Consider the following 22,690-nt stretch of genomic DNA (forward strand, 5'->3'; position numbering starts at 1 on the left):
CGTTTGCGTGGACAATGGACGGGCGCGAGGCCGCGCGCCCGTTTTCTCCGTGCCGCCGAAGCCGGCCGCGATGCGCGGCGGCCGGCGGCGACCGCCGTTCGAACCCGGGTCTCCCGCCGATGGACAAGCTGGATCAGGTCAGGATCTTCCTGCAGGTTGCCGAGATGGGCAGCTTCATCAAGGCCGCGCATGCGCTCGACGTGCCGCGCGCGACCGTGTCGGCGGCCGTCCAGCAGCTCGAGACGGCGCTCGGCACTCGGCTGCTGCACCGCACGACACGCCAGGTGCAGCTGACCGCCGACGGCGCGCTGCTGGTCGAACGCGGCCGGCGCCTGCTCGCGGAAGCCGACGACCTCGACCGCCTGTTCCGGCGCCGCGACCGCGACGTGGTCGGGCGGCTGAACGTCGACGTGCCGAGCCGGATCGCGCGCCGCGTCGTGGCGCCCGCGCTGCCGTCGCTGTTTCGTCGCCACCCGAAGTTGCAACTGTCGCTCGGCTCGACGGACCGCGCGATCGATCTCGTGCAGGAGGGCGTCGACTGCGCGATCCGCGTCGGGCGGCTCGCGGACAGCAGCCTCGTCGTGCGGCCGCTCGGGCAGTTCACGCTGATCAACTGCGCGAGTCCCGATTACCTGCGCGAATGCGGCGTGCCCGAGCATCCGGATGCGCTCGCGCGCGGGCACTGGGCGATCGGCTATGCGTCGCCGACGACGGGGCGCGAGCTCGGCTGGGAATACTGCGCCAACGGGCAGCGGCACGTGCTGACGCTGCCGAGCCGCGTGATCGTCAACAACGCCGAAACCTATATCGCCAGCTGTATCGCCGGAATGGGGCTGATCCAGATTCCGCGCTTCGACGTCGAGCATCTGCTGGCAAGCGGCGCGCTCGTCGACGTGATGCCCGGCCATCGCGCCGAGCCGATGGAGGTGTCGGCCGTGTATCCGCACCGGCGGCACCGCTCCCGGCGGCTCAACGCGTTCGTCGAGTGGTTCGGGGAGTTGATGGCCGATGCATTGAACGGCGCGGGCGCGAGCGGCAGCGGCGATTGAAGGCGGCAACGCGCGGGTTTCCGCGGGCCGTGCCGCCGTCCGTCGGCCCGTGCGCCGAGCGTGCCGCGGGCGCTCAGGCGGCGAACTGCCGTGTGCGCCCGGTCGCCCGTACCGCGTCGATCAACGCGGCGCCGACGCCCGCGGGCTTCGACGCGAACGCGTAAAAGCGCGCGGCCGGCAGCGCCGGCAGGCCGTCTTGCGGCCCGCACGCGCGCAGGCCGTCGCGCAACTGGCTGCGCGCGAGCGCCGTGACCGCGAAGCCGGCGAGCGCGGCCGACATGCAGCCGGCCATGCTCGCGCTTTCGAACAGCACGCGAAACGGCCGTAGCGCCGCCGCGAGCGCGGACACCGCGGCTTCCCGGTACACGCACGGCTCCGGAAACAGCGCGAGCGGCACGCGTTCCTCGGCGTCGAGCGCCGTATCGGCCGCGAACGCCCACACGAGCGGCTCTTCCCACAGCAGCTCGCCGGGCGTGTCGACCTGTCGGCATTGCTTGCCGAACACGACGTCGAGCCGGCCGAGCGATTGCTCCCGCAGCAGCGACGCGGTGATGCCGACCTTCAGTTCGATCGAGGTGTGCGGATGATTGTCGCGGAACGTGCGCAGCACCTGCGGCAGCCACGTGCCGGCGAAATCCTCGGACGCCCCGACTCGCAGCGGCCCGTGCGCCGGCGCGCCGCGCAGCCGGGCGCGCACTTCGCGCTCCATGTCGACGATGTTGCGCGCGTACGCGTACAGCGTGTCGCCGGCGGGCGTCAGCGCGATCCGGCGGGTCGTGCGCGCGAGCAGCACGGTGCCGGCCGCCTGTTCGAGCCGCTTGATGTGGCCGCTGACCGCGGACGGCGTCAGCGCGAGGCGCTCCGCGGCCGGCGCGAACCCGCGGCTGTCGACGACTTCGAGAAAGGTGCGCAGCAACGCGATGTCGAGTGCGGTCGAGGCGGGGGAGGGCGACGGTTCCATGGATCGATTCGACGCAATATATGAGTAATGAACGATGATACTCCGTGAATCGTGATGAAATGCCGGCCTACCATCGTATGTTCAAGCCCCTCTGGCGGAGTACACGATGACGACCTATGCGCATGCGACGACCGCGTCGCTCGACATTGCCTATCTCGAATGGAACCCGCGCGGCGAACGCGTGGCCGTGCTGCTGCATGGCTGGCCGGACAGCCCGGTCGGCTGGGAGCCGGTGGCATCGGCGCTCGCCGCGCGCGGCTATCGCGTGCTGGCGCCCGCATTGCGCGGCTTCGCGCCGACGCGCTTTCTCGACGCGTCCGTGCCGCGCAGCGGCCAGCTCGCGGCGCTCGGGCGCGACCTGCTCGAATTCGTCGATGCGCTCGGTATCGAGCGGCCTGTGCTGGTCGGGCACGACTGGGGCGCCCGCGCGGCCGCGAACGCGTGCGGGCTGCAAGACGGTGTTGCATCCCGGCTCGTGATGCTGTCGGTCGGGTACGGCACCAACGATCCCGCTCAGTCGCTGTCGCTACAGCAGGCGCGCAACTACTGGTATCACTGGTTCATGGCGACGCCGCGCGGCGAGCAGGCGCTGCGCGACGATCGGCGCGCGTTCGCGCGCCTGATGTGGGATACGTGGTCGCCGCCGGGCTGGTATCGCGACAGCGATTTCGACGCAGCGGCCGTCGCGTTCGACGGGCCCGACTGGGTCGACGTCGTGCTGCATTCGTATCGGCAGCGCTGGGGCTTCGCGCCGGGCACGCCGGCCTATGCCGACGACGACGCGCGGCTGAACCCGGCGCCCGTGCTGGCGGTCCCGACGCTCGTGTTGCACGGCGGCGCGGACGCCTGCAATCATCCGGACAGCTCGGCCGGGCGCGAGCGGTTCTTCGCCGGGCGCTACGCGCGGCAGTTGCTGGACGGCGTGGGGCACTTTCCGCAGCGGGAGGCGCCGGCGGCGGTCGCGGACGCGATTCTCGGGTTCTGCGAGCCGGGTTGACGCGCGCCGGCCGGCCCGGCGCGCGAAGGATCAGCCGCCGACGCGCGGCGCGAGCAGGTCGGCGAGCCCGATGTTCCTGAACATTTCGCGGCGAATGCGATCGCCGACGCGGAACACTTCCTCGGCGCCGTCCTGCGACGGATCGACGAACACGCGGTAGGGGCGCTTGCCGGCCGGCGCCGCGACGAGCTCGGCAATCGCCGTGGCGACGGCGCCGGCGTCGGCGTCCGCCGGCTCGAGCGCGGCGAGGCCCGCCAATGCCTGGTCGGCGACGCCCGCGTACGGCCCGCTGTCGTAGGCGGCCTGCACGGCGGTATCGGCCGGCTTGCCGGCGTGGAGGAAGTGATTCGTGCCGCGGGTGAACGCGCCCGGCACGACGATCGACGTTTCGATGCCCCAGCGGGCGAGTTCGGCCGCGTAGGACACCGCGAGCGAGTCCATCGCGGCTTTCGCGGCGAAGTAGGGCGCGAGGAACGGTGGGGTGCCGCCGCGCGCCGACGAGGACGACATCCACACGAGCAGGCCGCGGCCTTGACGGCGGAGGTGCGGCAGCGCCGCGCGGTTCACGCGCTGGGTCGACACGACGTTGACGTCGTAGAGCTGCGCGAGCTGTTCGGGCGTGAAGGCTTCGGCCGGCCCGAACACCATGTGGCCGGCGTTGTGGACGACGACGTCCAGATGGCCGTTGTCGGCGATCACGCGCTCGATTGCGGCATCGACCGATGCGTCGTCGCCGACGTCGAGTTCGATGGTGCGCAGATCGACGCCGTGTTCTTGCGCATAGGCGGCGACGGCGGCGGCGCGCGGCGCGTTGCGCCCGGCGAGCTCGCGCATCGACGCGTAGACCGTGTGACCGGCGCGGGCGAGCGCCTGGGCCGTCAGCAAGCCGAAGCCGCTGGACGCGCCGGTGACGAGGACGACTTCCTTCATGAGCGATCTCCTGGCGAAAAGACGAATGGCCGCGAGCGGTCGGTCAGCACATGCCGCCGTTGGCGCGCAGGATCTGGCCGTTGATCCACGCGCCGTCCGGGCCGGCGAGGAATGCAACGACGCGCGCGATGTCGTCGGGCTGGCCGAGCCGCTCGAGCGGGTTCAGCTTCGCGAGCCGATCGACGAGTTCGGGACTCTTGCCCTGCAGAAACAACTCGGTCGCGACGGGCCCCGGCGCGACGGCGTTCACGCGGACGCCGCGCCCGCGCATTTCCTGCGCCAGCACCTGCGTGAGGCTTTCGACCGCCGCCTTGCTGGCGACGTACACGCCGTAAGTCGGCATGCGCATGCCGATCACGCTGGTCGACAGGTTGATGATGCGTCCACCGTCGCGCACCCGCCTGGCCGCTTCGCGGCAGACGTTGAACGTGCCTTTCACGTTGATCGCGAACGTTTCGTCGAACAGCGCATCGTCGCAGTCGGCGATGGCCGCCAGCTTCATCACGCCCGCGGAATTGACCACCACGTCCAGGCCGCCGAATGCGTCGTGGGCGGCGTCGAACAGCGCAGCCACGGCCGCCGGGTCGGCGACGTTCGCCTGCACCGCGACGGCATGGCCGCCGTCGGCGACGATCGCGTCGACCACTTCGCGGGCCGGGCCGGCGCTGCCGGCATAGTTGACGACGACCCGGAAGCCGTCCCGGGCGAGCTGGCGGGCGATTTCCGCGCCGATGCCGCGCGACGAACCCGTGACGAGGGCGACCTGTTCCGATGTGCTCATGTCCTGCTCCTGGTGAATGGATGAATGCCGTTCGATCCGGCGACAGGACTACTGTAGGCTTCCTCGATCAATAAAAATAATGAATAATGATAAGTCGATGAATGACTGAAAGTATGTCTCATGGGATTCGACAGCAGGTTGCTCAGTGGTATCGGCGTGCTCTCGGCGGTGATCGAGGCCGGCACCTTCGCGCGGGCGGGCGAGGCGATGGGGCTGACGCAACCGGCGGTGAGCCGCGCGGTCGCGCGGCTGGAAGAGCGGGTCGGCATCCGGATCTTCAACCGGACGGCGCGCGCGATCACGCTGACCGACGAAGGCCGGCGCTTTTACGAGGCGGTCGCGCCGCTGCTGGCCGGTATCGAGGAGGCGGCGCTCGACGCCGGCCAGTCGAAGGCGCGCGTGAGGGGGCGGCTGCGGGTCAACGTGGACGGCACGTTCGGCCACTACGTGCTGGCGCCGCGGATGGCGGAATTTCTCGACCGCTTTCCCGATCTGTCGGTCGAGATCAGCGTGCGGGACCGGATGGGCGACCTCGTCGCCGACGGCTTCGACGTGGCCGTGCGCTTCGGCATCCCGGAGCCGTCGTCGTATCGAGCGCGACTGCTGCTCGAGACGCGCGTGCTGACCTGCGCGTCGGCGGCCTACGTCGCGCGTCACGGCGAGCCGCGGCACCCTCGGGATCTCGCGGACGGTCACCGGTGCGTGCTAATCCGCGATCCGGTGACGCGGCGACCGTACGAATGGGAATTTCATCGCGGCAAGGAAGTCGTGCCGGTCGACGCCGCCGGCAGGCTGATGGTCAACGATACGGGCGGGCTGCTCGGCGCGTGCCTGGGCGGCGTCGGGATTGCGCAACTGCTCGAACTCTATGCGCGGGACATCCTCGCCGACGGGCGGTTGGTCCTGCTATTGCCGGAATGGACCGACGAGACCTTCCCGCTTTACGCGTATCACCACGCGTCGAACCTCGTTGCCGCGAAGGTGCGGGTGTTTCTCGACTTCGTTCGGGAGTTGACGGGCTGAGGACGGCAGGCCGCCGTCGGTCACTCGATGCGGTGAGGAACGCGCGGCCAAAACAAAAAACCCGCGAAGCGGCGAGCTTGCGCGGGTTTCGACAGTGGCAGCGCGGGATGCTGCGAAAGACTGGTGCCCAGGGCCGGAATCGAACCGGCACGCCTTGCGGCGGGGGATTTTGAGTCCCCTGCGTCTACCAATTTCACCACCTGGGCTTGATCCTGGCCGCGCATGGTCGTACGCGGCGAAACGCGAATTATGGCGGAAAACCGGATGCCGGGCAAGCTGCCCGGCATCCGCACGCAAGTCACTGGCTCAGGTAGACGAAGCGGCCCTGCTTCACGACGCCCATCACGCTCGCGCGCTGATCGAGCCCGACGTGATCCTTGTCGCTCGTATTGACGACGCCGTTCGGCACGACGAGTTCGTGCGCGCGTTCGAGCTCGCGGCGCAGCGCCGTGCGGAACGCGGGCGTGCCGGGCTGCGCGGCTTTCAACGCACGGCCGACCGCATCGGCCAGGCGCGGGTACACGCCCGCCGCGTCGCCCGCGAACTGCGTGACCGTGCCGGCGCCGTACTTCGCCTCGTACGCGTCGACGAACGCGAGCGCGGCCTGGCGGGCCGGATGGTCGGCCGGCAGCGTGCGCGCGACGACGACCGGCTGGGTCGGGAACAGCGTCCCGTCGACGTCCTTGCCGCCCAGCTTGATGAATTCCGGCGTCGCGATCCCGTGGGTCTGGTAGACGGGGCCCTTGTAGCCGCGCTCGATCAGCGTGCGCTGCGGCAGCACGGCCGGCGTGCCCGAGCCCGCGATCAGGATCGCATCGGGCTTCGCCGCGATGAGCTTCAGTGCCTGGCCCGTGACGCTCGCGTCGGTGCGGTTGAAGCGCTCGGTCGCGACCACCCGAATCTTGCGCAGCTCCGCGAAGCGCGTGAATTCGTTGAGCCAGCTGTCGCCGTAGCTGTCGGCGAAGCCGATGAAGCCGACCGTCTTCACGCCGTGGTTGGCCATGTAGCGCGTCATCACGTCGGCCATCGCACGGTCGCCCTGCGCCATCTTGAACGCCCAGGTCCGCGCGCCTTCCTGCGGCTCGACGATCGCGCCGGAGCCGACCAGCGTGATCATCGGCGTCTGCGCGGCGGCCACCGCGTCGAGCGCCGCGAGCGCGGCCGGCGTGATGTTCGGCCCGACCACGACGTCGACGTGATCCTCGTCGACCAGCTTGCGGATGTTGCGCACCGCGTTGCCCGGGTCGGACGCGTCGTCGAGCACCGTGACCTGCACGGGCTGCCCGGCGATCGTCTTCGGCCACATCAGGATCGCGTTCTTGCTCGTGATGCCGATCGCGGCGGCCGGGCCGGTGGACGACAGGTCGACGCCGACCTTCAGGTCGGCATGCGCGGCCGCGCAGGCCAGCACGAGGGCGGCGCCGGCGGCGCGGCGCAACGAGGCGGGAAGCCGTGGCAGGGCGGGAAGCGTCATGCGGGAATCTCCGTCGGGCAGCAAAAAGGGGCGCGATATGCGCCCCTGTGTTTATACACGCGGGCTCGAGAAAACGGCGGGACGCCCCGGGTTCTGCCGAGCCCCTCGGGGCCTGGGCGCGCTTACAGCTCGTACGATTCGGATTCGCCCTTGAGCGCCTGTTCGATCAGCTTGCGGTTCAGCGTCGGCGACAGCAGCTCGACCAGCGTATACACATAGCTGCGCAGGTAGGCGCCCTGCTTGAGCGCGACGCGCGTCACGTTGCTGCCGAACAGGTGGCCGACCGGAATCAGCCGCAGGCCGCGGTCGCGCTCGGGATTGAACGCGATGTCGGCCATGATGCCGACGCCGAGTCCGAGCTCGACATAGGTCTTGATCACGTCAGCGTCGATCGCCTCGAGCACGATGTCCGGCGACAGCCCGCGCAGCGCGAATGCATGGTTGATCTTCTTGCGGCCCGCGAACGCGTCGTCGTACGTGATCAGCGGGTACTGGGCGAGATCGTCCAGCGTGACCGGCTTGCGTTCGAGCAGCGGGTGGTCGGCCGGCACGACGGCCGCGTGATGCCACTGGAAGCAGGGTAGCGACACGAGCTCCTTGTAGTCGGAGATCGCCTCCGTCGCGATCGCGAGATCGGCCTGGTCGTGAATCACCATCTCGGCCACCTGCGTCGGGCTGCCCTGCAGGATCGACAGGTGAACCTTCGGGAAGCGCTTCTTGAATTCGGCGATCGCGGCCGGCAGCGAGTAGCGGGCCTGCGTGTGGGTCGCCGCGATGGTCAGGTTGCCCTGATCCTGCGCCGCATAATCCTTCCCGACCCTTTTCAGGCTTTCCACTTCCTGCAGGATCCGCTCGACCGACGCAAGGATGATCCGCCCCGGCTCGGTGAGCGAGCGCACGCGCTTGCCGTGCCGCGTGAAGATCTCGACGCCCAGCTCGTCCTCGAGCTCGATGATCGCCTTCGATACCCCCGGCTGCGACGTGTAGAGCGCCTTGGCGGCCTCGGTGAGGTTGAAATTCTGCCGGACGGCCTCGCGCACGAAGCGAAATTGGTGCAGGTTCATTTATAACCCTTCCGCATATCAACAGAATTTTTTAGTCGTTTGAAATATAAGGCGAGTTTATTACGATTCACCGGAGTTTTTCAAATATGGATATCTGTTTTCGTCATTAGCAATCCAGCCGGCAGCGGTTGACGGCGGTGACGATGGAACGGAGATTCGGGCGCGACGTGGCTAGGACGTCGCGCGGTCACCACGAAAACCCTGGGGTCCCCGAATGTATCAGTACGACCAATACGACCAGACGATCGTCGACGAACGCGTCGCGCAGTACCGCGATCAGGTGCGCCGCCGGCTGTCGGGCGAGTTGAGCGAAGACGAGTTCCGTCCGCTGCGTCTGCAGAACGGCCTGTACATGCAGCGCCACGCGTACATGCACCGCATCGCGATTCCGTACGGCAACCTGCGCAGCGACCAGCTGCGGATGCTCGCGCGCATCGCCCGCGAGCACGACCGCGGCTACGGCCACTTCTCGACGCGCTCGAACATTCAGTTCAACTGGATCCAGCTCGAGGACACGCCCGAGATCCTCGCGAAGCTCGCGTCGGTGCAGATGCATGGCATCCAGACGTCGGGCAACTGCATCCGCAACATCACGGCCGACCAGTTCGCCGGCGTCGCGCAGGACGAAGAGATCGATCCGCGCCCGTGGGCCGAGATCCTGCGCCAGTGGTCGACGTTCCATCCCGAATTCGCGTGGCTGCCGCGCAAGTTCAAGATCGCGGTGTCGGGTTCGAAGCATGACCGCGCGGCCGTGCAGATCCACGACCTCGGCGTGTACCTGAAGAAGAACGCGCAGGGCGAGGTGGTCGCGAGCATTCTCGCGGGCGGCGGCCTCGGCCGTACGCCGATCGTCGGCGCGGTGATCAAGGAAGACCTGCCGTGGCAGCACCTGCTCACCTACTGCGAAGCCGTGCTGCGCGTGTACAACCGCTACGGCCGCCGCGACAACCTGTACAAGGCGCGGATCAAGATCCTCGTGAAGGCGCTGTCGCCGGCGAAGTTCGCGCAGCAGGTCGAGGAGGAGTGGCAGCACCTGAAGGACGGCCCGTCGACGCTCACGCAGGCCGAACTCGACCGCGTGTCGCAGTACTTCCAGCCGCCCGTCTACGAGAAGCTGGCCGACACCGACGCGTCGTTCGAACAGCACCTGCTCGAGAACAAGGCGTTCGCGCGCTGGGTCGAGCGTAACGTCGCGCCGCACAAGGTGCCGGGCTATGCGGCCGTCACGCTGTCGCTGAAGGATCACCGCGTGGCGCCGGGCGACGCGACCGACGCGCAGATGGATCTGGTCGCCGACTGGGCCGACGCGTACTCGTTCGGCGAGCTGCGCGTGTCGCACGAGCAGAACCTGATTCTCGCGAACGTGAAGAAGCGCGACCTGTTCGCGCTGTGGGAAAAGGCGAAGGCGGCCGGTTTCGCGACGCCGAACATCGGCCTGCTGACCGACATCATCGCGTGCCCGGGCGGCGACTTCTGCTCGCTCGCGAACGCGAAGTCGATCCCGATCGCGCTGGCGATCCAGCAGCGTTTCGACGATCTCGACTACGTGTACGACCTCGGCGACCTGTCGCTGAACATTTCCGGTTGCATGAACTCGTGCGGTCACCACCACGTCGGCAACATCGGCATCCTCGGCGTCGACAAGGACGGCGCCGAGTGGTACCAGGTGTCGCTCGGCGGCGAGCAGGGCACGGGCCGCAACGGCGCGCGCCTCGGCCGCGTGATCGGGCCGTCGTTCTCGGCGGAAGAAGTGCCCGACGTGATCGCGAAGCTGATCGATACGTTCGTCGAGGCACGCATCGACGGCGAGCGCTTCGTCGATACGTACGATCGCATCGGCATCGCGCCGTTCAAGGAGCGCGTGTATGCGGCGCGCCAGGCAGTGAACGCGTAACCAACCGGCTAGAAGGAATTTGCAGATGGCTTCGATTATCAAGAACCGCGCAGTGATCGCCGACGCATGGCAGGTCGTGCGCGCGGCGGAAGACGGTACGCTGCCCGCGGTCGACGCATTGCCGGCCGGCAAGGTGCTGGTGCCGTTCGCGTTGTGGCAGGCCGAGCGCGCGGCGCTCGTCGCCGCGAAGACGAAGGACGAACTCGGCGTGTGGCTCGCGCCGGACAGCGAACCGGCCGATCTCGTGGCCGACTTCGGCGCGATCTCGCTGATCGCCGTCGACTTCCCGCGCTTCGCGGACGGCCGCGGCTACAGCATCGCGCGCCTGCTGCGCGAGCGGCATGGCTGGACCGGCGAGCTGCGCGCGATCGGCGACGTGCTGCGCGACCAGTTGCTGTACATGTCGCGTTGCGGCTTCGACGCATTCGCGGTGCGGGCCGACAAGGACATCCACGACGCGCTGAACGCGTTCACGGAATTCACGCAGCGTTACCAGGGCGCGTTCGACGAGCCGGCGCCGCTGTTCCGCCGCCGCGCGGCCGCGGCCGACACCAAGGTGAGCGCATGAGCACCGCGACCGCCACCGCGCTGACGCCGGAACTCGCCGCGAAGGTCGAGCGCCTCGACGCGCTGCTCGCGCGCATCGGCGAGCGTCACGACAAGGTGAAGTTCGCGAGCAGCCTCGCCGCGGAAGACATGCTGCTCACGCACGCGATCCTGTCGAAGGGCGTGCCGATTGGCATCTTCTCGCTGAACACGGGCCGCCTGCACGCGGAAACGCTCGGCATGATCGATCGCGTGCGCGAGCGCTACGGCTACGAGATCGAGCAGTTCCACCCGCGGCAGGACGCGGTCGACCAATATGTGGCCGAGCACGGCCTGAACGCGTTCTACGAGAGCGTCGAGCTGCGCAAGTCGTGCTGCCATATCCGCAAGGTCGAGCCGCTGAACCGCGCGCTGGCCGACGTCGGCGCGTGGGTGACGGGCCAGCGTCGCGAGCAGTCGGTCACGCGCGCGGAGCTGCACGAGGAAGAACAGGACGAAGCGCGCGGGATCGCGAAGTACAACCCGCTCGCCGACTGGACGGAAGCCGACGTGTGGGCGTACCTTGACGCGTTCGACGTGCCGGTCAACCCGCTGCATGCGCGCGGCTATCCGAGCATCGGCTGCGAGCCGTGCACGCGCGCGATCCGCCCCGGCGAGGACAGCCGCGCGGGCCGCTGGTGGTGGGAGTCGCGCGACACGAAGGAATGCGGGCTGCACGTCACGACGATCACGCCGATTCCCGCGAATGCCGACGCCGGCGCCGCGCACTGAAAGCCGACAAGAAACCGAATATTGCGCCGCCCGCGACAGCGGGCGGCACGAACCCAGAAGAGAAGGACTGAAATCATGAGCACGACGCTCGAGCAATCCGCCTTTGCCCCGCCCGCCGGCGCCGACAGCCGCATGGGCCACCTCGACTGGCTCGAAGCCGAGTCGATCCACATCCTGCGCGAACTCGTGGCCGAATGCAGCAAGCCAGCACTGTTGTTCTCGGGCGGCAAGGATTCGGTCGTCGTGCTGCATCTGGCGCTGAAGGCGTTCGGCCTCGGCGCGAACCGCAAGACGACGCTGCCGTTCCCGCTCGTGCATATCGACACGGGCCACAACTACGAGGAAGTGATCGACTTCCGCGACCGCCGTGCGCAGGAGCTCGGCGCCGAGCTCGTGGTCGGCCACGTCGAGGATTCGATCAAGCGCGGCACGGTCGTGCTGCGCCGCGAGACCGATTCGCGCAATGCCGCGCAGGCCGTCACGCTGCTCGAGACGATCGAGCAGCACGGTTACACGGCGCTGATCGGCGGCGCGCGCCGCGACGAAGAGAAGGCGCGCGCGAAGGAGCGCATCTTCTCGTTCCGCGACGAATTCGGCCAGTGGGATCCGAAAGCGCAGCGCCCGGAACTGTGGAGCCTGTACAACGCGCGCCTGCACAAGGGCGAGCACCTGCGCGTGTTCCCGATCTCGAACTGGACCGAGCTCGACGTGTGGCAGTACATCGCGCGCGAAAACCTCGAACTGCCGTCGATCTACTACGCGCACCAGCGCGAGATCGTGCGCCGCAACGGGCTGCTCGTGCCGGTCACGCCGCTCACGCCGATGCGTGACGGCGAGACGAGCGAGCTCGCGCAGGTGCGCTTCCGCACGGTCGGCGACATCAGCTGCACGTGCCCGGTCGAGAGCGACGCGGATGACGTCGAGAAGATCATCGCCGAGACGGCGGTGACCGAGATCACCGAGCGCGGCGCGACCCGGATGGACGACCAGGCGTCCGAAGCCGCGATGGAGCAGCGCAAGAAGCAAGGTTATTTCTGAAGCACACGAGGACATTCACATCATGAGCATCATCGAGAACACCGAAGACCTCGGCGTGCTGCGTTTCATCACCGCGGGCAGCGTCGACGACGGCAAGAGCACGCTGATCGGCCGCCTGCTGTACGACAGCAAGGCCGTGCTGTCCGACCAGCTGTCCGCGCTGTCGCGCGCGAAGAACAAGCGCACGGTCGGCGACGAGCTCGACCTCGCGCTGCTGACCGACGGCCTCGAAGCCGAGCGCGAGCAGGGCATCACGATCGACGTCGCGTACCGCTACTTCGCGACCGCGAAGCGCAAGTTCATCATCGCCGACACGCCGGGGCACGAGCAGTACACGCGCAACATGGTCACGGGCGCGTCGACCGCGCACGCGGCGATCATCCTGATCGACGCGACGCGCGTGACGATCGAGAACGGCGTCGCCGATCTGCTGCCGCAGACCAAGCGCCACAGCGCGATCGTCAAGCTGCTCGGGCTGCAGCACGTGATCGTCGCGATCAACAAGATGGACCTCGTCGACTACAGCGAGGCGCGCTTCAACGAGATCCGCGATGCGTACGTCGCGCTCGCGAAGCAACTCGGCCTGACCGACGTGCGCTTCGTGCCGGTGTCGGCGCTCAAGGGCGACAACATCGTCGGCGCGAGCGAGCGCATGCCGTGGTACGCGGGCGAGCCGCTCCTCGACGTGCTCGAGTCGCTGCCGGTCGAGACGCAGGCGCATGACGCGCTGCGCTTCCCGGTGCAGTGGGTCGCGCGCCAGGACGGCAGCTCGGCCGACGATTTCCGCGGCTACATGGGCCGGATCGAGTCGGGCGAAGTGAAGGTCGGCGATACGATCGTCGTGCTGCCGTCGAACCGCACCGCGACGGTCGCCGAGATCATCGCACCGGTGCCGGGCGGCACCGCGGCCGTGCCGCATGCATTCGCGGGGCAGACGGTGACGATTCGCGTCGAGGAAGACGTCGACGTGTCGCGCGGCGACATGTTCGTCACGACCGCCGAGCCGGTCGAGCCGGCGAAGAAGCTCGAGGCCGACCTGTGCTGGTTCGACGAGGCGCCGCTGTCGCCGCAGCGCAAGTACCTGCTGAAGCAGACCACCAGCACGGTGTTCGCGAAGATCGGCTCGGTCAAGCAGGTGCTCGACGTGCATACGCTGTCGCACGCGACCGACCGTCAGGAACTGAAGATGAACGACATCGGGCGCGTGGCGCTGACGCTGCAGAAGCCGATCGTTTGCGACACGTACGATGCGCACCCCGGTACGGGCGCGTTCGTGCTGATCGACGAGGCGACGCATCACACGGTCGCCGCGGGCATGATCCGCGCGTTCTCGGCGTAATCGTCAATCTGCGCGGCGGCGAACCGGCCGCCGCGGCAGGACCCTAGCGAAGCGACAAACATGGGCAAGGTGTATCTGATCGGAGCGGGACCGGGCGCGGCGGACCTCATCACGGTGCGCGGCATGCGGCTGCTCGAGCAGGCCGACGTGGTGCTGCACGACGCGCTCGTCGAGCCCGCGATGCTCGACCATGCGCCGAACGCGCGGAAGATCGCGGTCGGCAAGCGTTGCGGGCAGCGTTCGACCGCGCAGCATTTCATCAACAAGCAGATCGTCGATGCGGCGCGCGAGCACGCATGTGTCGTGCGGCTGAAGGGCGGCGACCCGATGCTGTTCGGTCGCGCGGAAGAGGAAATGCGTGCGCTGGAAGCGGCCGGCATCGACTACGAGGTCGTGCCGGGCATCACCGCGGCGCTGGCCGGCGCGGCGACGCTGAAGCGTTCGCTCACGCTGCGCGGCGTGTCGCGCAGCGTCGCGTTCGCGACGCACAGCCGCGCACCGGGCAGCGACGAGATCCGCGAAGCCGCGCGCGCCGATTCGATCGTCTACTACATGGGCCGCGACAGCGCACCCGGCATCGCGCAGGCGCTGATCGACGCCGGCCGTGCGCCGGCGACGCCTGTGGCGATCGTCGAGGCATGCAGCACCGCGCGCGAACGCACGCTGACGCTGACGCTCGCGCGGATGGCGGCCGGCGACGCGCAGGCGTGGCTCGATCCCGCGGAGCCGAGCCTGCTGATGATCGGCGACGCATTCGCCGAACGCGCAGGACAGGCGCAGGCGGCCGGCCCGGTGCGCAATGCCGCCTGAGCGCGGCTCGAGCGCGGTACCAAACGAAAAAAGCGCCGCCGGCGCTTTTTTCTTTGGCTACGGTGAATGCGTGGGCTGCTACGCGTCGCCGCTGATCTGGTCGACGCAATAGCGCGCGACCACGTCGAGCACGCCGTCGTCTTCGCCGACGGCCGTCGCGCAGCGGATGTCGACGCCCGGATGCGCGGCGCGGCATGCGTCGACGAGTTGCGGCAGATCGCGGCGCACATGGCCGCCCTGGCCGAAAAAGACCGGCACCACGGTGATGCGCGTGCAGCCGGCCGCGGCTTGCGCGGCCACGGCCTCACCGAGCGACGGCGTCATCAGTTCGAGGAACGCGAGCGACACCTGCGTGGCGGGGGAGCCGGCGCCGCGCAGCCGCGCGGCGAGCCGCTCGAACGGCTCGGCCCAGCGCGGATCGCGGGCGCCGTGGCCGAACAGGACGATACCGTGCGAATGCATGTCGAAGCCTCCGTCGCGACGCGGCGCTCAGTGCCGGTCGACCCACTTGAGCGCGAACAGGCCGAGCGCGAGATAGATGAGGCCCGGCGTCGCGGCGGTGAGCGGCGCGGGCCACGTGTTCAGCGTGCCGATGTGCGAGAACAGCGTGTTGAGCAGCTGGAAGCTCATGCCGAGCATGATGCCGCCGAACACCTTCACGCCGACCACGCCGGCCCGCGTGTGCAGGTACGCGAACGGCAGCGACAGCACGAGCATCACGAACACCGCGAACGGATACAGCAGCTTGCGCCACAGCGCGATGTCGTAGCGCTGCGTGTCCTGCTGGTTCTCGCGCAAGTGCTGGATGTAGCGGAACAGGTTGATGATCGACATGCGCTCCGGCGACACGAGCAGCACCGACAGGATCTGCGGCGTCAGGTCGGACCGCAGCCGGTATTCGGGCAGCGACACCTGCTGCGACCGGTACACGGGGTTCAGCGCATCGGCCGGCTGGCCGCTGACCGGCTTGATCGGCGTCAGCTCGGTTTCGGTCACGCCCTTCAGCAGCCAGTGGCCGGGCGGCTCGTAGCGGCCGGTCTGCGCGATCCGCACGTTCTGTAGCTGGAATTTCGAATCGAATTCGTAGATGCGCACGTTGCTGATCGTCGAATCGGGCGACAGGCTGCCGACGTTGACGAAGCGCGTGACCTGCTCGCCGTTCTCACGGGCCGCGAGCGTGTCCTTCACCCACACGCCCGACTGGAAGTTCGACGACACCGACGCGCCGAGCGCCTGCAGCCGCACGCGCTCGGACAATTGATCCGCGTACGGCCCCACGAATTCGCCGATCAGGTAGGTGACGATCACGAGCGGCACGCCGATCTTCAGCAGCGAGCGCAGCGCCTGGTTGGTCGCGAGGCCCGACACGCGGAAGATCGTGAATTCCGAGTTCGCGGCCATCTGCGCGAACACGTAGATCGCGCTGATCAGCGCGGCGACCGGGATGATCTCGTAGAAGCGCGACGGCGTCTGCAGCGCGACGCGCAGCACCGCGTAGCCGAACTTGTAGTTGCCGTGCCCGACCGAGTTCAGCTCGCTGATCAGGTCGAAGAAGAAGAACAGGCCGGAGAACGCGAACAGGATGAAGATGAACGTGACGTAGATCTGTCGCGCGAAGTATTTTTCATAGAGCCGCATCGATCATGCTCCCGAGCGGCCGAACAGCGCGCGTGTCAACAGCGGACGATTGCGCACGCGCAACCAGAAAATGAACGCGACGATCGCCGCGACGAGCACGTGCAGCCCGACGAGACCGACGCCGAACGACATCTTGCCCTGCTCGATCTGCGCCTGCACGACGTTCAGCAGGTTCGAGTACGTGAGGTAGATCAGCACGGCCATCACGAGATTGATCGTGCGGCTGCGGCGCGGGTTCTGGTACGAGAGCGGGATGCCGAGCACCATCAGGTTGATCGCGATCAGCGGCAGCCCCGCGCGCCACGCGAATTCCGCGAGGTTGTCGCGCGTCGGGTTGCGCAGCAGGTCGGGCGTGGGCGTGCTGTTGGTGGTCTGCACGTTGACGACCGGCTTGCTCGTGATCTTCACGCCGTAGCGCTCGAACTCCATGATCTTGAAGTTCGGCTGGCCGGGCGTGCCGTCGTAGCGGCGGCCGTCCTCGAGGACGACGAAACGATCGCCGTCCTTCGAGGTTTCCGTGTGGCCCGTCTGCGACACGACCACGTTGAGCTTGCCGTTTTCCGTCGACGTGACGAATACGTTCTGCACCTTGCTCTGGTCGGGCGACATCTTCTCGATGAAGAACACGCGATGATTCGCGGCCGATTCGCGGAACTGGCCGGGCGCGAGCAGCGAGATCTCGTCGCGCTGCTGGAAGCGCGCCTTGATCATCTTGCTCTGCTGGTTCGACCACGGCCAGCCGACGAACGCGAAGAAGGCGATCAGCAGGATGATCGGCGTGGCGAACACGCCGATCGGCTTGATGAGGCGCGTGAGGCTCACGCCCGACGCGAGCCACACCACCATTTCGGAGTCCCGGTACCACCGGGTCAGCACGAACAGGATGGACACGAACAGCGTGACGACGAGCATCACGGCGAGGTAGCCGATCACGGTCAGGCCGATCAGCACGAGCACGTCGCGCGGATCGATTTCGCCGGACGCGGCGTAGCCGACGATGCGAATCATCATCGTCGTGAGCATGATCGTGAGCAGCACCATGAACACGGCGCCAGCCGTATACGCAAGCTCGCGCTGGAGGGAGCGTTCGAAGATCATTCTTGATGAGAAGAGGGCGGGAGGCTGCGCACGCGTGGTGGAGCGCTCGCGCCGCCACGGGAAAAATAGCGGATAATTGCGGCTTTCATCCTTAGCCCAGATTTTATCCGAGGACAAGCGCGATGGACTTTAGCATAAAAGGCTGTGATTGGAGCAAAGGCGAGGCCAAGGGGTTCCTGACCGGGAAGTCCGACTGCATCGTGCTCGGCATCTTCGAGGCGCAGACCCTGTCGGGCGCGGCGCTCGACATCGACACGGCCACCAAGGGGCTGATCTCGCGCGTGGTGAAGGCCGGCGACATGGACGGCAAGCGCGGCAAGACGCTGTTCCTGCACGAAGTATCGGGCATCGGCGCGTCGCGCGTGCTGCTCGTCGGGCTCGGCAAGCAGGATGCTTTCAATCAGAAAGCCTATAACGACGCGGTCACCGCCGCGTGGCGCGCGCTGCTGGCGACCAAGGTCGTCCAGGTCACGTTCTCGCTCGCGCAGCTGCCGGTCGACGAGCGCAGCTCCGACTGGGGCGTGCGCGCCGCGATCCTCGCGCTGCGCAACGAGACCTACCGCTTCACGCAGATGAAGAGCAAGCCGGAACCGGCGTCGCACACGCTCAAGCGCGTCGTGTTCAGCGTCGACCCGGCCGACGAAAAGGCCGCGAAGGTCGCGGTCAAGCAGGCGGTCGCACTCGCGAACGGGATGGATCTCACCCGCGATCTCGGCAACCTGCCGGGCAACGTCTGCACGCCGACCTATCTCGGCAACACCGCGAAGAAGATCGCGAAGGATTGGGGCCTGAAGGCCGAAGTCCTCGGGCTCAAGCAGATCCAGGCGCTGAAGATGGGGTCGTTCCTGTCGGTCGCGCGCGCGTCGGTCGAGCCGCCGCAGTTCATCGTGCTGCACTACCAGGGCGCCGCCGCGAAGGCCGCGCCGGTCGTGCTGGTCGGCAAGGGCATCACGTTCGACACGGGCGGCATCTCGCTGAAGCCGGGCGAGGGCATGGACGAGATGAAGTACGACATGTGCGGCGCGGGCTCGGTGCTCGGCACGATCCGCGCGGTCGCCGAGATGGGCCTGAAGATCAACGTCGTCGCGATCGTGCCGACCTGCGAGAACATGCCGGGCGGCAACGCGACGAAGCCGGGCGACATCGTCACCAGCATGAAGGGGCTGACGATCGAGGTGCTGAACACCGACGCCGAAGGCCGCCTGATCCTGTGCGACGCGCTCACGTATGCCGAGCGCTTCAAGCCGGCCGCCGTGATCGACGTCGCGACGCTGACGGGCGCGTGCGTGATCGCGCTCGGCGCCCACAACAGCGGGCTATTCTCGACGAACGACGCGCTAGCGGGCGAACTGCTCGACGCGTCGCGCGAGGCGAACGACCCGGCATGGCGCATGCCGCTCGACGACGAGTACCAGGAGCAGCTGAAGTCGAATTTCGCGGATCTCGCGAACATCGGCGGGCGTCCGGCCGGCGCGGTGACCGCGGCGTGCTTCCTGTCGCGCTTCACGGAGAGCTATCCGTGGGCCCACCTCGACATCGCGGGCACCGCATGGAAGGGCGGTGCCGCGAAGGGCGCGACGGGCCGTCCGGTGCCGTTGCTCGCGCAGTTCCTGATCGACCGCGCCGGCCAGTGAGGGCGGTACCGACGACGCAGCGGGTGAGCGGGCAATGACGCGGATCGATTTCCACTCGAACGTCGGCGATTCGCTCGCGTACGCGTGCCGGCTGCTGCGCAAGGCCTATCAGGCCGGGCAGCCGGTCGTCGTGCTCGCCGAGCCCGCGCGCCTGCGCGCGCTCGACGAGCGGCTCTGGACGTTCTCGCCGCTCGATTTCATCCCGCATTGCGGCGTCGACAGCGAGCACGCAGCCGGCACGCCGATCGTGCTGGCCGCCGATCTCGATCGCGCGCCGCATCACCACGTGCTGCTGAACCTCGGCGCGACCGTGCCCGCGCAGTTCGCCCGCTTCGAGCGCCTGCTCGAAGTGGTCGGCAACGCGCCGGACGAGCTGGCCGCGGGCCGCGACCGCTACCGGTTCTACCGCGACCGCGGCTACGCGCTGAACAATTACAAGCAGGGCGGCTAGCCGCAATCGTCGACGGAGTGTTCCCGTGACAGAAGCCGATTCATCCTCGATCCCGACGCTGACCGACGTGCTGGTGCCGGGCAAGCCGGCGCCGGCTCGCTCGTCCGCGTCGGCCTCCGCGTCCGTGTCGGCCGCACCCCTGCCGCACGACAGCGCGGCGATTCCGGTGCTCACCGACGTGATCGTCCCCGGCGCAGGTGCCGCGCCGGCTCCCCCGAAAACCGAAGCCGACCCCGAATCCGTCGTCGTCGAACCCGTGCCGACGCCGCACGTCCCGGCTGTCGAGTTGCAGGGAGACGTGGTGACGCCTGCGGATGCGGGCGAGACCGATGCGCCGGCCGAACCGGGCGCCGCCGGGCACGTGGTTGCCGACGAGGCGGCGGCGATGACGGCGCCGCTGCGCTCGTCGCTGGTCGATGAGGAGTTGCCGCAGCACACGCTCGCCGCGATTGCGCGCGAGGCGGCCGTGCACGCGCCCGAGGCGGCAGTGCCGGACGCGGGCCCGTCGGGCACCGCACCGCTGCCGGACGCACCCGCCGCGGCCGCGCTCACGCCCGAGGATGCGCAGCACATCGCCGAGCGGCTGCGCCATCGCCTGACGAACTATCTGACCGGGGCGGGGCGCGAGGCCATCGAAGCGCGTTGTCGCGATGCGCTGCATGAACATTCGGCCTGGCTGGTCGGCCAGGTCACGCGCGAAGTCGCACTCGCACTGGAAACCGAGGTGATGGACTGGGTGCGCGATGCGGTCGATGAAGAAATCGCCCGCCGTCGCGCCGGGCATGCCGGCTGAACGGCCATCGTTCGCGACGGCGAAAAAGAGGGAGCGGCCCGGTAAGGGCCTGCGAAGCCGGCGGTGAGGCGCCGGTCCGCCGGTCAGGGCGGCCCGCCTGCGACGCCCTGCACGGCATGGGCACGCCGCGCGGGTATCCGCGTCAGCGTACCGACAGCACCCACTGGGCAAGCGTGTGCGCTTCGGCGCTCGTCAGTTGCGTATTGGCGGGCATCGGCACGCTGCCCCATACACCGACGCTGCCTTTCACGATCGATTGCGCCAGATAATCGACGGCGTCGCCGCGCGCCGCGTACTTGCCGGCGATGTCGTGGAACGACGGCCCCATCAGCGGCTTGCCGACGGCATGGCAGGCCATGCAGTTCTTGCGTTGCGCCAGCGCGAGCCCGCCGGCCTGGTCGGCACGGGCCGCCGCCGCGCTGCCGGTCAGCAGCGTGGCGAGCAGCACGCGCAATATCGTCTGTTTCATGCGGTTCTCCGCCGGCGGGGACGGCCGGCTTCATGGTCCGCGCATTATAGAAGCAAAGGGGAAGCACGTTTTGCGCGTTCCCCGGCCGCCCCGTTTATCGGGGTCGTATGCGATGCGCGCCCCGTATCAGCCTGTGACCGCCCCCTGGTTCGCCGGCCGGGCGAGCGCCGCGAATTTCGCGAGCACCCCGCGCGTATAGCGCGGCGCCGGCTGTTGCCACGCGGCGCGGCGGCGCGCGAGTTCCGCATCGTCGACGTTCAGTTGCAGCAGCAGCCGGTGCGCGTCGATCGTGATCGAATCGCCTTCCTGCACCAGTGCGATCGTGCCGCCGACGAATGCCTCCGGCGCGACGTGGCCGACCACCATGCCCCAGGTGCCGCCCGAGAAGCGGCCGTCCGTGATGAAGCCGACCGATTCGCCGAGCCCCTTGCCGATGATCGCGGAGGTCGGCGCGAGCATTTCCGGCATGCCCGGGCCGCCTTGCGGGCCGAGGTAGCGCAGCACGAGGATGTCGCCCGCGCGGATCCGGTCGCCGAGGATCGCGTCCATCGCGCTCTGCTCGTCGTCGAACACGCGCGCCGGGCCCGTGATCACCGGGTTCTTCAGGCCGGTGATCTTCGCGACCGCGCCGTCTTCCGCGAGATTGCCCTTCAGGATCGCCAGATGGCCTTCCTTGTACAGTGCACGGTCGATCGGGAAGATGACGTCCTGGTCCGCGCGCGGCACGCCTGGCACGTCCTTCAGCTCGTCGGCGATCGTGCGGCCGGTGATCGTCATGCAGTCGCCGTGCAGCAGCCCCGCATCGAGCAGGATCCTCAGCACCTGCGGAATCCCGCCGGCCCGGTGCAGGTCGGTCGCGACGTACTTTCCCGACGGCTTCAGGTCGCAGATCACCGGCACGCGCTTGCGGATGCGCTCGAAGTCGTCGATCGTCCAGTCGACCTCGGCCGCGTGCGCGATCGCGAGATAGTGCAGCACCGCATTGGTCGAGCCGCCGGTGGCCATGATCACCGACACCGCGTTCTCGATCGATTGCTTCGTGATGATGTCGCGCGGCTTCAGGTCGCGCTTCACGGCCTCGACCAGCACGCGCGCCGATTCGGCGGCCGAATCGACTTTCTCCTGGTCGGGGTTCGCCATCGTCGACGAATACAGCAGCGACATCCCGAGCGCCTCGAACGACGAACTCATCGTGTTCGCGGTGTACATGCCGCCGCACGAACCGGAGGTCGGACACGCGTTCTTCTCGACGCCTTCGAAATCCTCCTGCGACATCCGGCCCGCGGTGAACTCGCCGACGGCCTCGAACGCCGACACGATCGTCAGGTCGCGGCCTTTCCAGTTGCCCGGGCGGATCGTGCCGCCGTACACGTAGATGCCCGGCACGTTCAGGCGCGCAAGCGCGATCATGCCGCCCGGCATGTTCTTGTCGCAGCCGCCGACCACCACGACGCCGTCCATCCACTGGCCCTGCACGCAGGTTTCGATGCAATCGGCGATCACTTCCCGCGACACGAGCGAGTACTTCATGCCTTCGGTACCCATCGACATGCCGTCCGAAATCGTCGGCGTGCCGAAGATCTGCGGATTCGCGCCGGCCGCCTTCACGGCCTCCACGGCCGCGTCCGACAGCCGCTGCAGGCCGGAATTGCACGGCGTGATCGTCGAATGGCCGTTCGCGATGCCGATCATCGGCTTGTCGAAATCGTCTTTCTGGTAGCCGAGGGCGTAATACATCGAGCGGTTCGGCGAACGGGCCACGCCTTGCGTGATGTGCTTCGAGCGGCGGTTGTACGACATGGGGGACTCCATCGTTGTATTGGCGACGCCCGCGAACGGCGTGCCGGTTCGGATCGGTCAAGAATGGAGTGTCCGGTTTGGGATGTCCAATATATTATTCATAGCCTATTAAGTCGTTTTGCGAATGAGT

Annotated in this window: 22 protein-coding genes and 1 tRNA gene; 12 read left to right on the plus strand and 11 right to left on the minus strand. The window is 68.1% G+C overall.

All coding sequences use genetic code 11. The features are described from left to right. Positions 1 to 119: 119 nt before the first annotated feature. Positions 120 to 1,049, plus strand: a complete 930-nt coding sequence (locus tag WS64_RS14940) for a LysR family transcriptional regulator (RefSeq protein WP_060966766.1) — start codon at positions 120 to 122, stop codon at positions 1,047 to 1,049. A 73-nt stretch (positions 1,050 to 1,122) separates the two neighbouring features. Here the strand turns inward: WS64_RS14940 and WS64_RS14945 are convergent, their stop codons facing one another. Then, positions 1,123 to 2,010: a LysR family transcriptional regulator gene (locus tag WS64_RS14945; protein ID WP_060966767.1), complete on the minus strand. Its 888-nt coding sequence runs from the start codon at positions 2,008 to 2,010 to the stop codon at positions 1,123 to 1,125. A gap of 106 nt (positions 2,011 to 2,116) precedes the next feature. Between WS64_RS14945 and WS64_RS14950 the strand changes: the two genes are divergently transcribed. Next, positions 2,117 to 3,007: an alpha/beta fold hydrolase gene (locus tag WS64_RS14950; protein ID WP_060966768.1), complete on the plus strand. Its 891-nt coding sequence runs from the start codon at positions 2,117 to 2,119 to the stop codon at positions 3,005 to 3,007. Between the two features lie 30 nt (positions 3,008 to 3,037). Here the strand turns inward: WS64_RS14950 and WS64_RS14955 are convergent, their stop codons facing one another. Next, positions 3,038 to 3,937, minus strand: a complete 900-nt coding sequence (locus tag WS64_RS14955) for an SDR family oxidoreductase (protein WP_060966769.1) — start codon at positions 3,935 to 3,937, stop codon at positions 3,038 to 3,040. A gap of 43 nt (positions 3,938 to 3,980) precedes the next feature. After that, the gene (locus WS64_RS14960) at positions 3,981 to 4,718 is read right to left on the minus strand and encodes an SDR family oxidoreductase (protein ID WP_059576789.1); all 738 of its coding nucleotides are present in this window, start codon (positions 4,716 to 4,718) and stop codon (positions 3,981 to 3,983) included. Between the two features lie 120 nt (positions 4,719 to 4,838). Between WS64_RS14960 and WS64_RS14965 the strand changes: the two genes are divergently transcribed. Further along, positions 4,839 to 5,741 (plus strand): LysR family transcriptional regulator, encoded by a 903-nt coding sequence (locus tag WS64_RS14965; RefSeq protein ID WP_059646254.1) that lies wholly within the window; start codon positions 4,839 to 4,841, stop codon positions 5,739 to 5,741. 121 nt (positions 5,742 to 5,862) lie between these two features. Here the strand turns inward: WS64_RS14965 and WS64_RS14970 are convergent. The 3 genes from WS64_RS14970 to WS64_RS14980 form a co-directional block, all read right to left on the minus strand. Continuing rightward, a tRNA-Leu gene (locus tag WS64_RS14970) sits at positions 5,863 to 5,947 on the minus strand. 92 nt (positions 5,948 to 6,039) lie between these two features. After that, a complete protein-coding gene (locus WS64_RS14975; protein WP_059646257.1) occupies positions 6,040 to 7,215 on the minus strand; it encodes an ABC transporter substrate-binding protein in 1,176 nt (391 codons plus the stop codon). Positions 7,216 to 7,337: 122 nt separating this feature from the next. Beyond that, entirely contained in the window at positions 7,338 to 8,279 is a 942-nt protein-coding gene (locus WS64_RS14980; RefSeq protein ID WP_027785173.1) for a CysB family HTH-type transcriptional regulator, read from the minus strand. Positions 8,280 to 8,493: 214 nt separating this feature from the next. On the opposite strand from WS64_RS14980, the gene WS64_RS14985 reads away from it, so the two are divergent. The 6 genes from WS64_RS14985 to cobA all read left to right on the plus strand — a co-directional run bounded on the left by WS64_RS14985 (position 8,494) and on the right by cobA (position 14,677). After that, positions 8,494 to 10,173: a nitrite/sulfite reductase gene (locus WS64_RS14985; RefSeq protein WP_059576781.1), complete on the plus strand. Its 1,680-nt coding sequence runs from the start codon at positions 8,494 to 8,496 to the stop codon at positions 10,171 to 10,173. Positions 10,174 to 10,198: 25 nt separating this feature from the next. Then, complete coding sequence (locus WS64_RS14990) at positions 10,199 to 10,741, plus strand: DUF934 domain-containing protein (RefSeq protein WP_060966770.1); 543 nt, start codon at positions 10,199 to 10,201, stop codon at positions 10,739 to 10,741. Next, positions 10,738 to 11,490, plus strand: a complete 753-nt coding sequence (locus tag WS64_RS14995; RefSeq protein ID WP_059646263.1) for a phosphoadenylyl-sulfate reductase — start codon at positions 10,738 to 10,740, stop codon at positions 11,488 to 11,490. The genes WS64_RS14990 and WS64_RS14995 overlap by 4 nt, the downstream gene beginning before the upstream one ends. A 75-nt stretch (positions 11,491 to 11,565) precedes the next feature. Next, positions 11,566 to 12,528, plus strand: a complete 963-nt coding sequence (cysD, locus tag WS64_RS15000; protein ID WP_059576774.1) for a sulfate adenylyltransferase subunit CysD — start codon at positions 11,566 to 11,568, stop codon at positions 12,526 to 12,528. A 22-nt stretch (positions 12,529 to 12,550) separates the two neighbouring features. Continuing rightward, positions 12,551 to 13,867 (plus strand): sulfate adenylyltransferase subunit 1, encoded by a 1,317-nt coding sequence (locus WS64_RS15005; protein ID WP_060966771.1) that lies wholly within the window; start codon positions 12,551 to 12,553, stop codon positions 13,865 to 13,867. Between the two features lie 60 nt (positions 13,868 to 13,927). Continuing rightward, positions 13,928 to 14,677, plus strand: coding sequence for a uroporphyrinogen-III C-methyltransferase (cobA, locus tag WS64_RS15010; RefSeq protein ID WP_060966772.1), 750 nt, complete (start codon positions 13,928 to 13,930; stop codon positions 14,675 to 14,677). 78 nt (positions 14,678 to 14,755) lie between these two features. Here the strand turns inward: cobA and WS64_RS15015 are convergent, their stop codons facing one another. The 3 genes from WS64_RS15015 to lptF are packed head-to-tail and all read right to left on the minus strand — an operon-like array spanning position 14,756 to position 17,413. Further along, entirely contained in the window at positions 14,756 to 15,139 is a 384-nt protein-coding gene (locus tag WS64_RS15015; RefSeq protein WP_060966773.1) for a sirohydrochlorin chelatase, read from the minus strand. Positions 15,140 to 15,166: 27 nt separating this feature from the next. Further along, a complete protein-coding gene (lptG, locus tag WS64_RS15020) occupies positions 15,167 to 16,315 on the minus strand; it encodes an LPS export ABC transporter permease LptG (protein ID WP_060966774.1) in 1,149 nt (382 codons plus the stop codon). Between the two features lie 3 nt (positions 16,316 to 16,318). Next, positions 16,319 to 17,413, minus strand: a complete 1,095-nt coding sequence (gene lptF / locus WS64_RS15025) for an LPS export ABC transporter permease LptF (RefSeq protein WP_060966775.1) — start codon at positions 17,411 to 17,413, stop codon at positions 16,319 to 16,321. 122 nt (positions 17,414 to 17,535) lie between these two features. Between lptF and WS64_RS15030 the strand changes: the two genes are divergently transcribed. From WS64_RS15030 to WS64_RS15040, 3 genes are read left to right on the plus strand one after another with little or no spacing between them, the layout of a single operon-like run. After that, on the plus strand, positions 17,536 to 19,047 hold the full coding sequence (locus WS64_RS15030; protein ID WP_059576757.1) for a leucyl aminopeptidase: 1,512 nt from the start codon (positions 17,536 to 17,538) through the stop codon (positions 19,045 to 19,047). 34 nt (positions 19,048 to 19,081) lie between these two features. Continuing rightward, on the plus strand, positions 19,082 to 19,498 hold the full coding sequence (locus WS64_RS15035; RefSeq protein WP_006484796.1) for a DNA polymerase III subunit chi: 417 nt from the start codon (positions 19,082 to 19,084) through the stop codon (positions 19,496 to 19,498). Between the two features lie 25 nt (positions 19,499 to 19,523). Beyond that, positions 19,524 to 20,291 carry a DUF2486 family protein gene (locus WS64_RS15040; protein ID WP_060966776.1) on the plus strand — a complete coding sequence of 256 codons (768 nt, stop codon included), beginning with the start codon at positions 19,524 to 19,526 and terminating at the stop codon, positions 20,289 to 20,291. 142 nt (positions 20,292 to 20,433) lie between these two features. On the opposite strand, the gene WS64_RS15045 is transcribed toward WS64_RS15040, so the two are convergent. Then, complete coding sequence (locus tag WS64_RS15045) at positions 20,434 to 20,760, minus strand: c-type cytochrome (RefSeq protein WP_059576751.1); 327 nt, start codon at positions 20,758 to 20,760, stop codon at positions 20,434 to 20,436. A 126-nt stretch (positions 20,761 to 20,886) separates the two neighbouring features. Then, positions 20,887 to 22,560, minus strand: coding sequence for a dihydroxy-acid dehydratase (gene ilvD / locus WS64_RS15050; RefSeq protein WP_060966777.1), 1,674 nt, complete (start codon positions 22,558 to 22,560; stop codon positions 20,887 to 20,889). Positions 22,561 to 22,690 lie beyond the last annotated feature (130 nt).

This window comes from Burkholderia anthina, from assembly GCF_001547525.1.
In the GTDB taxonomy this organism is placed as follows: Bacteria; Pseudomonadota; Gammaproteobacteria; order Burkholderiales; family Burkholderiaceae; genus Burkholderia; species Burkholderia semiarida.

Bases quoted from the DNA above. Each gene is read 5' to 3' on its own strand.
- WS64_RS14940 (WP_060966766.1), top strand. From the start codon at position 120: ATGGACAAGCTGGATCAGGTCAGGATCTTCCTGCAGGTTGCCGAGATG.
- WS64_RS14945 (WP_060966767.1), bottom strand. From the start codon at position 2,010: ATGGAACCGTCGCCCTCCCCCGCCTCGACCGCACTCGACATCGCGTTG.
- WS64_RS14950 (WP_060966768.1), top strand. From the start codon at position 2,117: ATGACGACCTATGCGCATGCGACGACCGCGTCGCTCGACATTGCCTAT.
- WS64_RS14955 (WP_060966769.1), bottom strand. From the start codon at position 3,937: ATGAAGGAAGTCGTCCTCGTCACCGGCGCGTCCAGCGGCTTCGGCTTG.
- WS64_RS14960 (WP_059576789.1), bottom strand. From the start codon at position 4,718: ATGAGCACATCGGAACAGGTCGCCCTCGTCACGGGTTCGTCGCGCGGC.
- WS64_RS14965 (WP_059646254.1), top strand. From the start codon at position 4,839: ATGGGATTCGACAGCAGGTTGCTCAGTGGTATCGGCGTGCTCTCGGCG.
- WS64_RS14975 (WP_059646257.1), bottom strand. From the start codon at position 7,215: ATGACGCTTCCCGCCCTGCCACGGCTTCCCGCCTCGTTGCGCCGCGCC.
- WS64_RS14980 (WP_027785173.1), bottom strand. From the start codon at position 8,279: ATGAACCTGCACCAATTTCGCTTCGTGCGCGAGGCCGTCCGGCAGAAT.
- WS64_RS14985 (WP_059576781.1), top strand. From the start codon at position 8,494: ATGTATCAGTACGACCAATACGACCAGACGATCGTCGACGAACGCGTC.
- WS64_RS14990 (WP_060966770.1), top strand. From the start codon at position 10,199: ATGGCTTCGATTATCAAGAACCGCGCAGTGATCGCCGACGCATGGCAG.
- WS64_RS14995 (WP_059646263.1), top strand. From the start codon at position 10,738: ATGAGCACCGCGACCGCCACCGCGCTGACGCCGGAACTCGCCGCGAAG.
- cysD (WP_059576774.1), top strand. From the start codon at position 11,566: ATGAGCACGACGCTCGAGCAATCCGCCTTTGCCCCGCCCGCCGGCGCC.
- WS64_RS15005 (WP_060966771.1), top strand. From the start codon at position 12,551: ATGAGCATCATCGAGAACACCGAAGACCTCGGCGTGCTGCGTTTCATC.
- cobA (WP_060966772.1), top strand. From the start codon at position 13,928: ATGGGCAAGGTGTATCTGATCGGAGCGGGACCGGGCGCGGCGGACCTC.
- WS64_RS15015 (WP_060966773.1), bottom strand. From the start codon at position 15,139: ATGCATTCGCACGGTATCGTCCTGTTCGGCCACGGCGCCCGCGATCCG.
- lptG (WP_060966774.1), bottom strand. From the start codon at position 16,315: ATGCGGCTCTATGAAAAATACTTCGCGCGACAGATCTACGTCACGTTC.
- lptF (WP_060966775.1), bottom strand. From the start codon at position 17,413: ATGATCTTCGAACGCTCCCTCCAGCGCGAGCTTGCGTATACGGCTGGC.
- WS64_RS15030 (WP_059576757.1), top strand. From the start codon at position 17,536: ATGGACTTTAGCATAAAAGGCTGTGATTGGAGCAAAGGCGAGGCCAAG.
- WS64_RS15035 (WP_006484796.1), top strand. From the start codon at position 19,082: ATGACGCGGATCGATTTCCACTCGAACGTCGGCGATTCGCTCGCGTAC.
- WS64_RS15045 (WP_059576751.1), bottom strand. From the start codon at position 20,760: ATGAAACAGACGATATTGCGCGTGCTGCTCGCCACGCTGCTGACCGGC.
- ilvD (WP_060966777.1), bottom strand. From the start codon at position 22,560: ATGTCGTACAACCGCCGCTCGAAGCACATCACGCAAGGCGTGGCCCGT.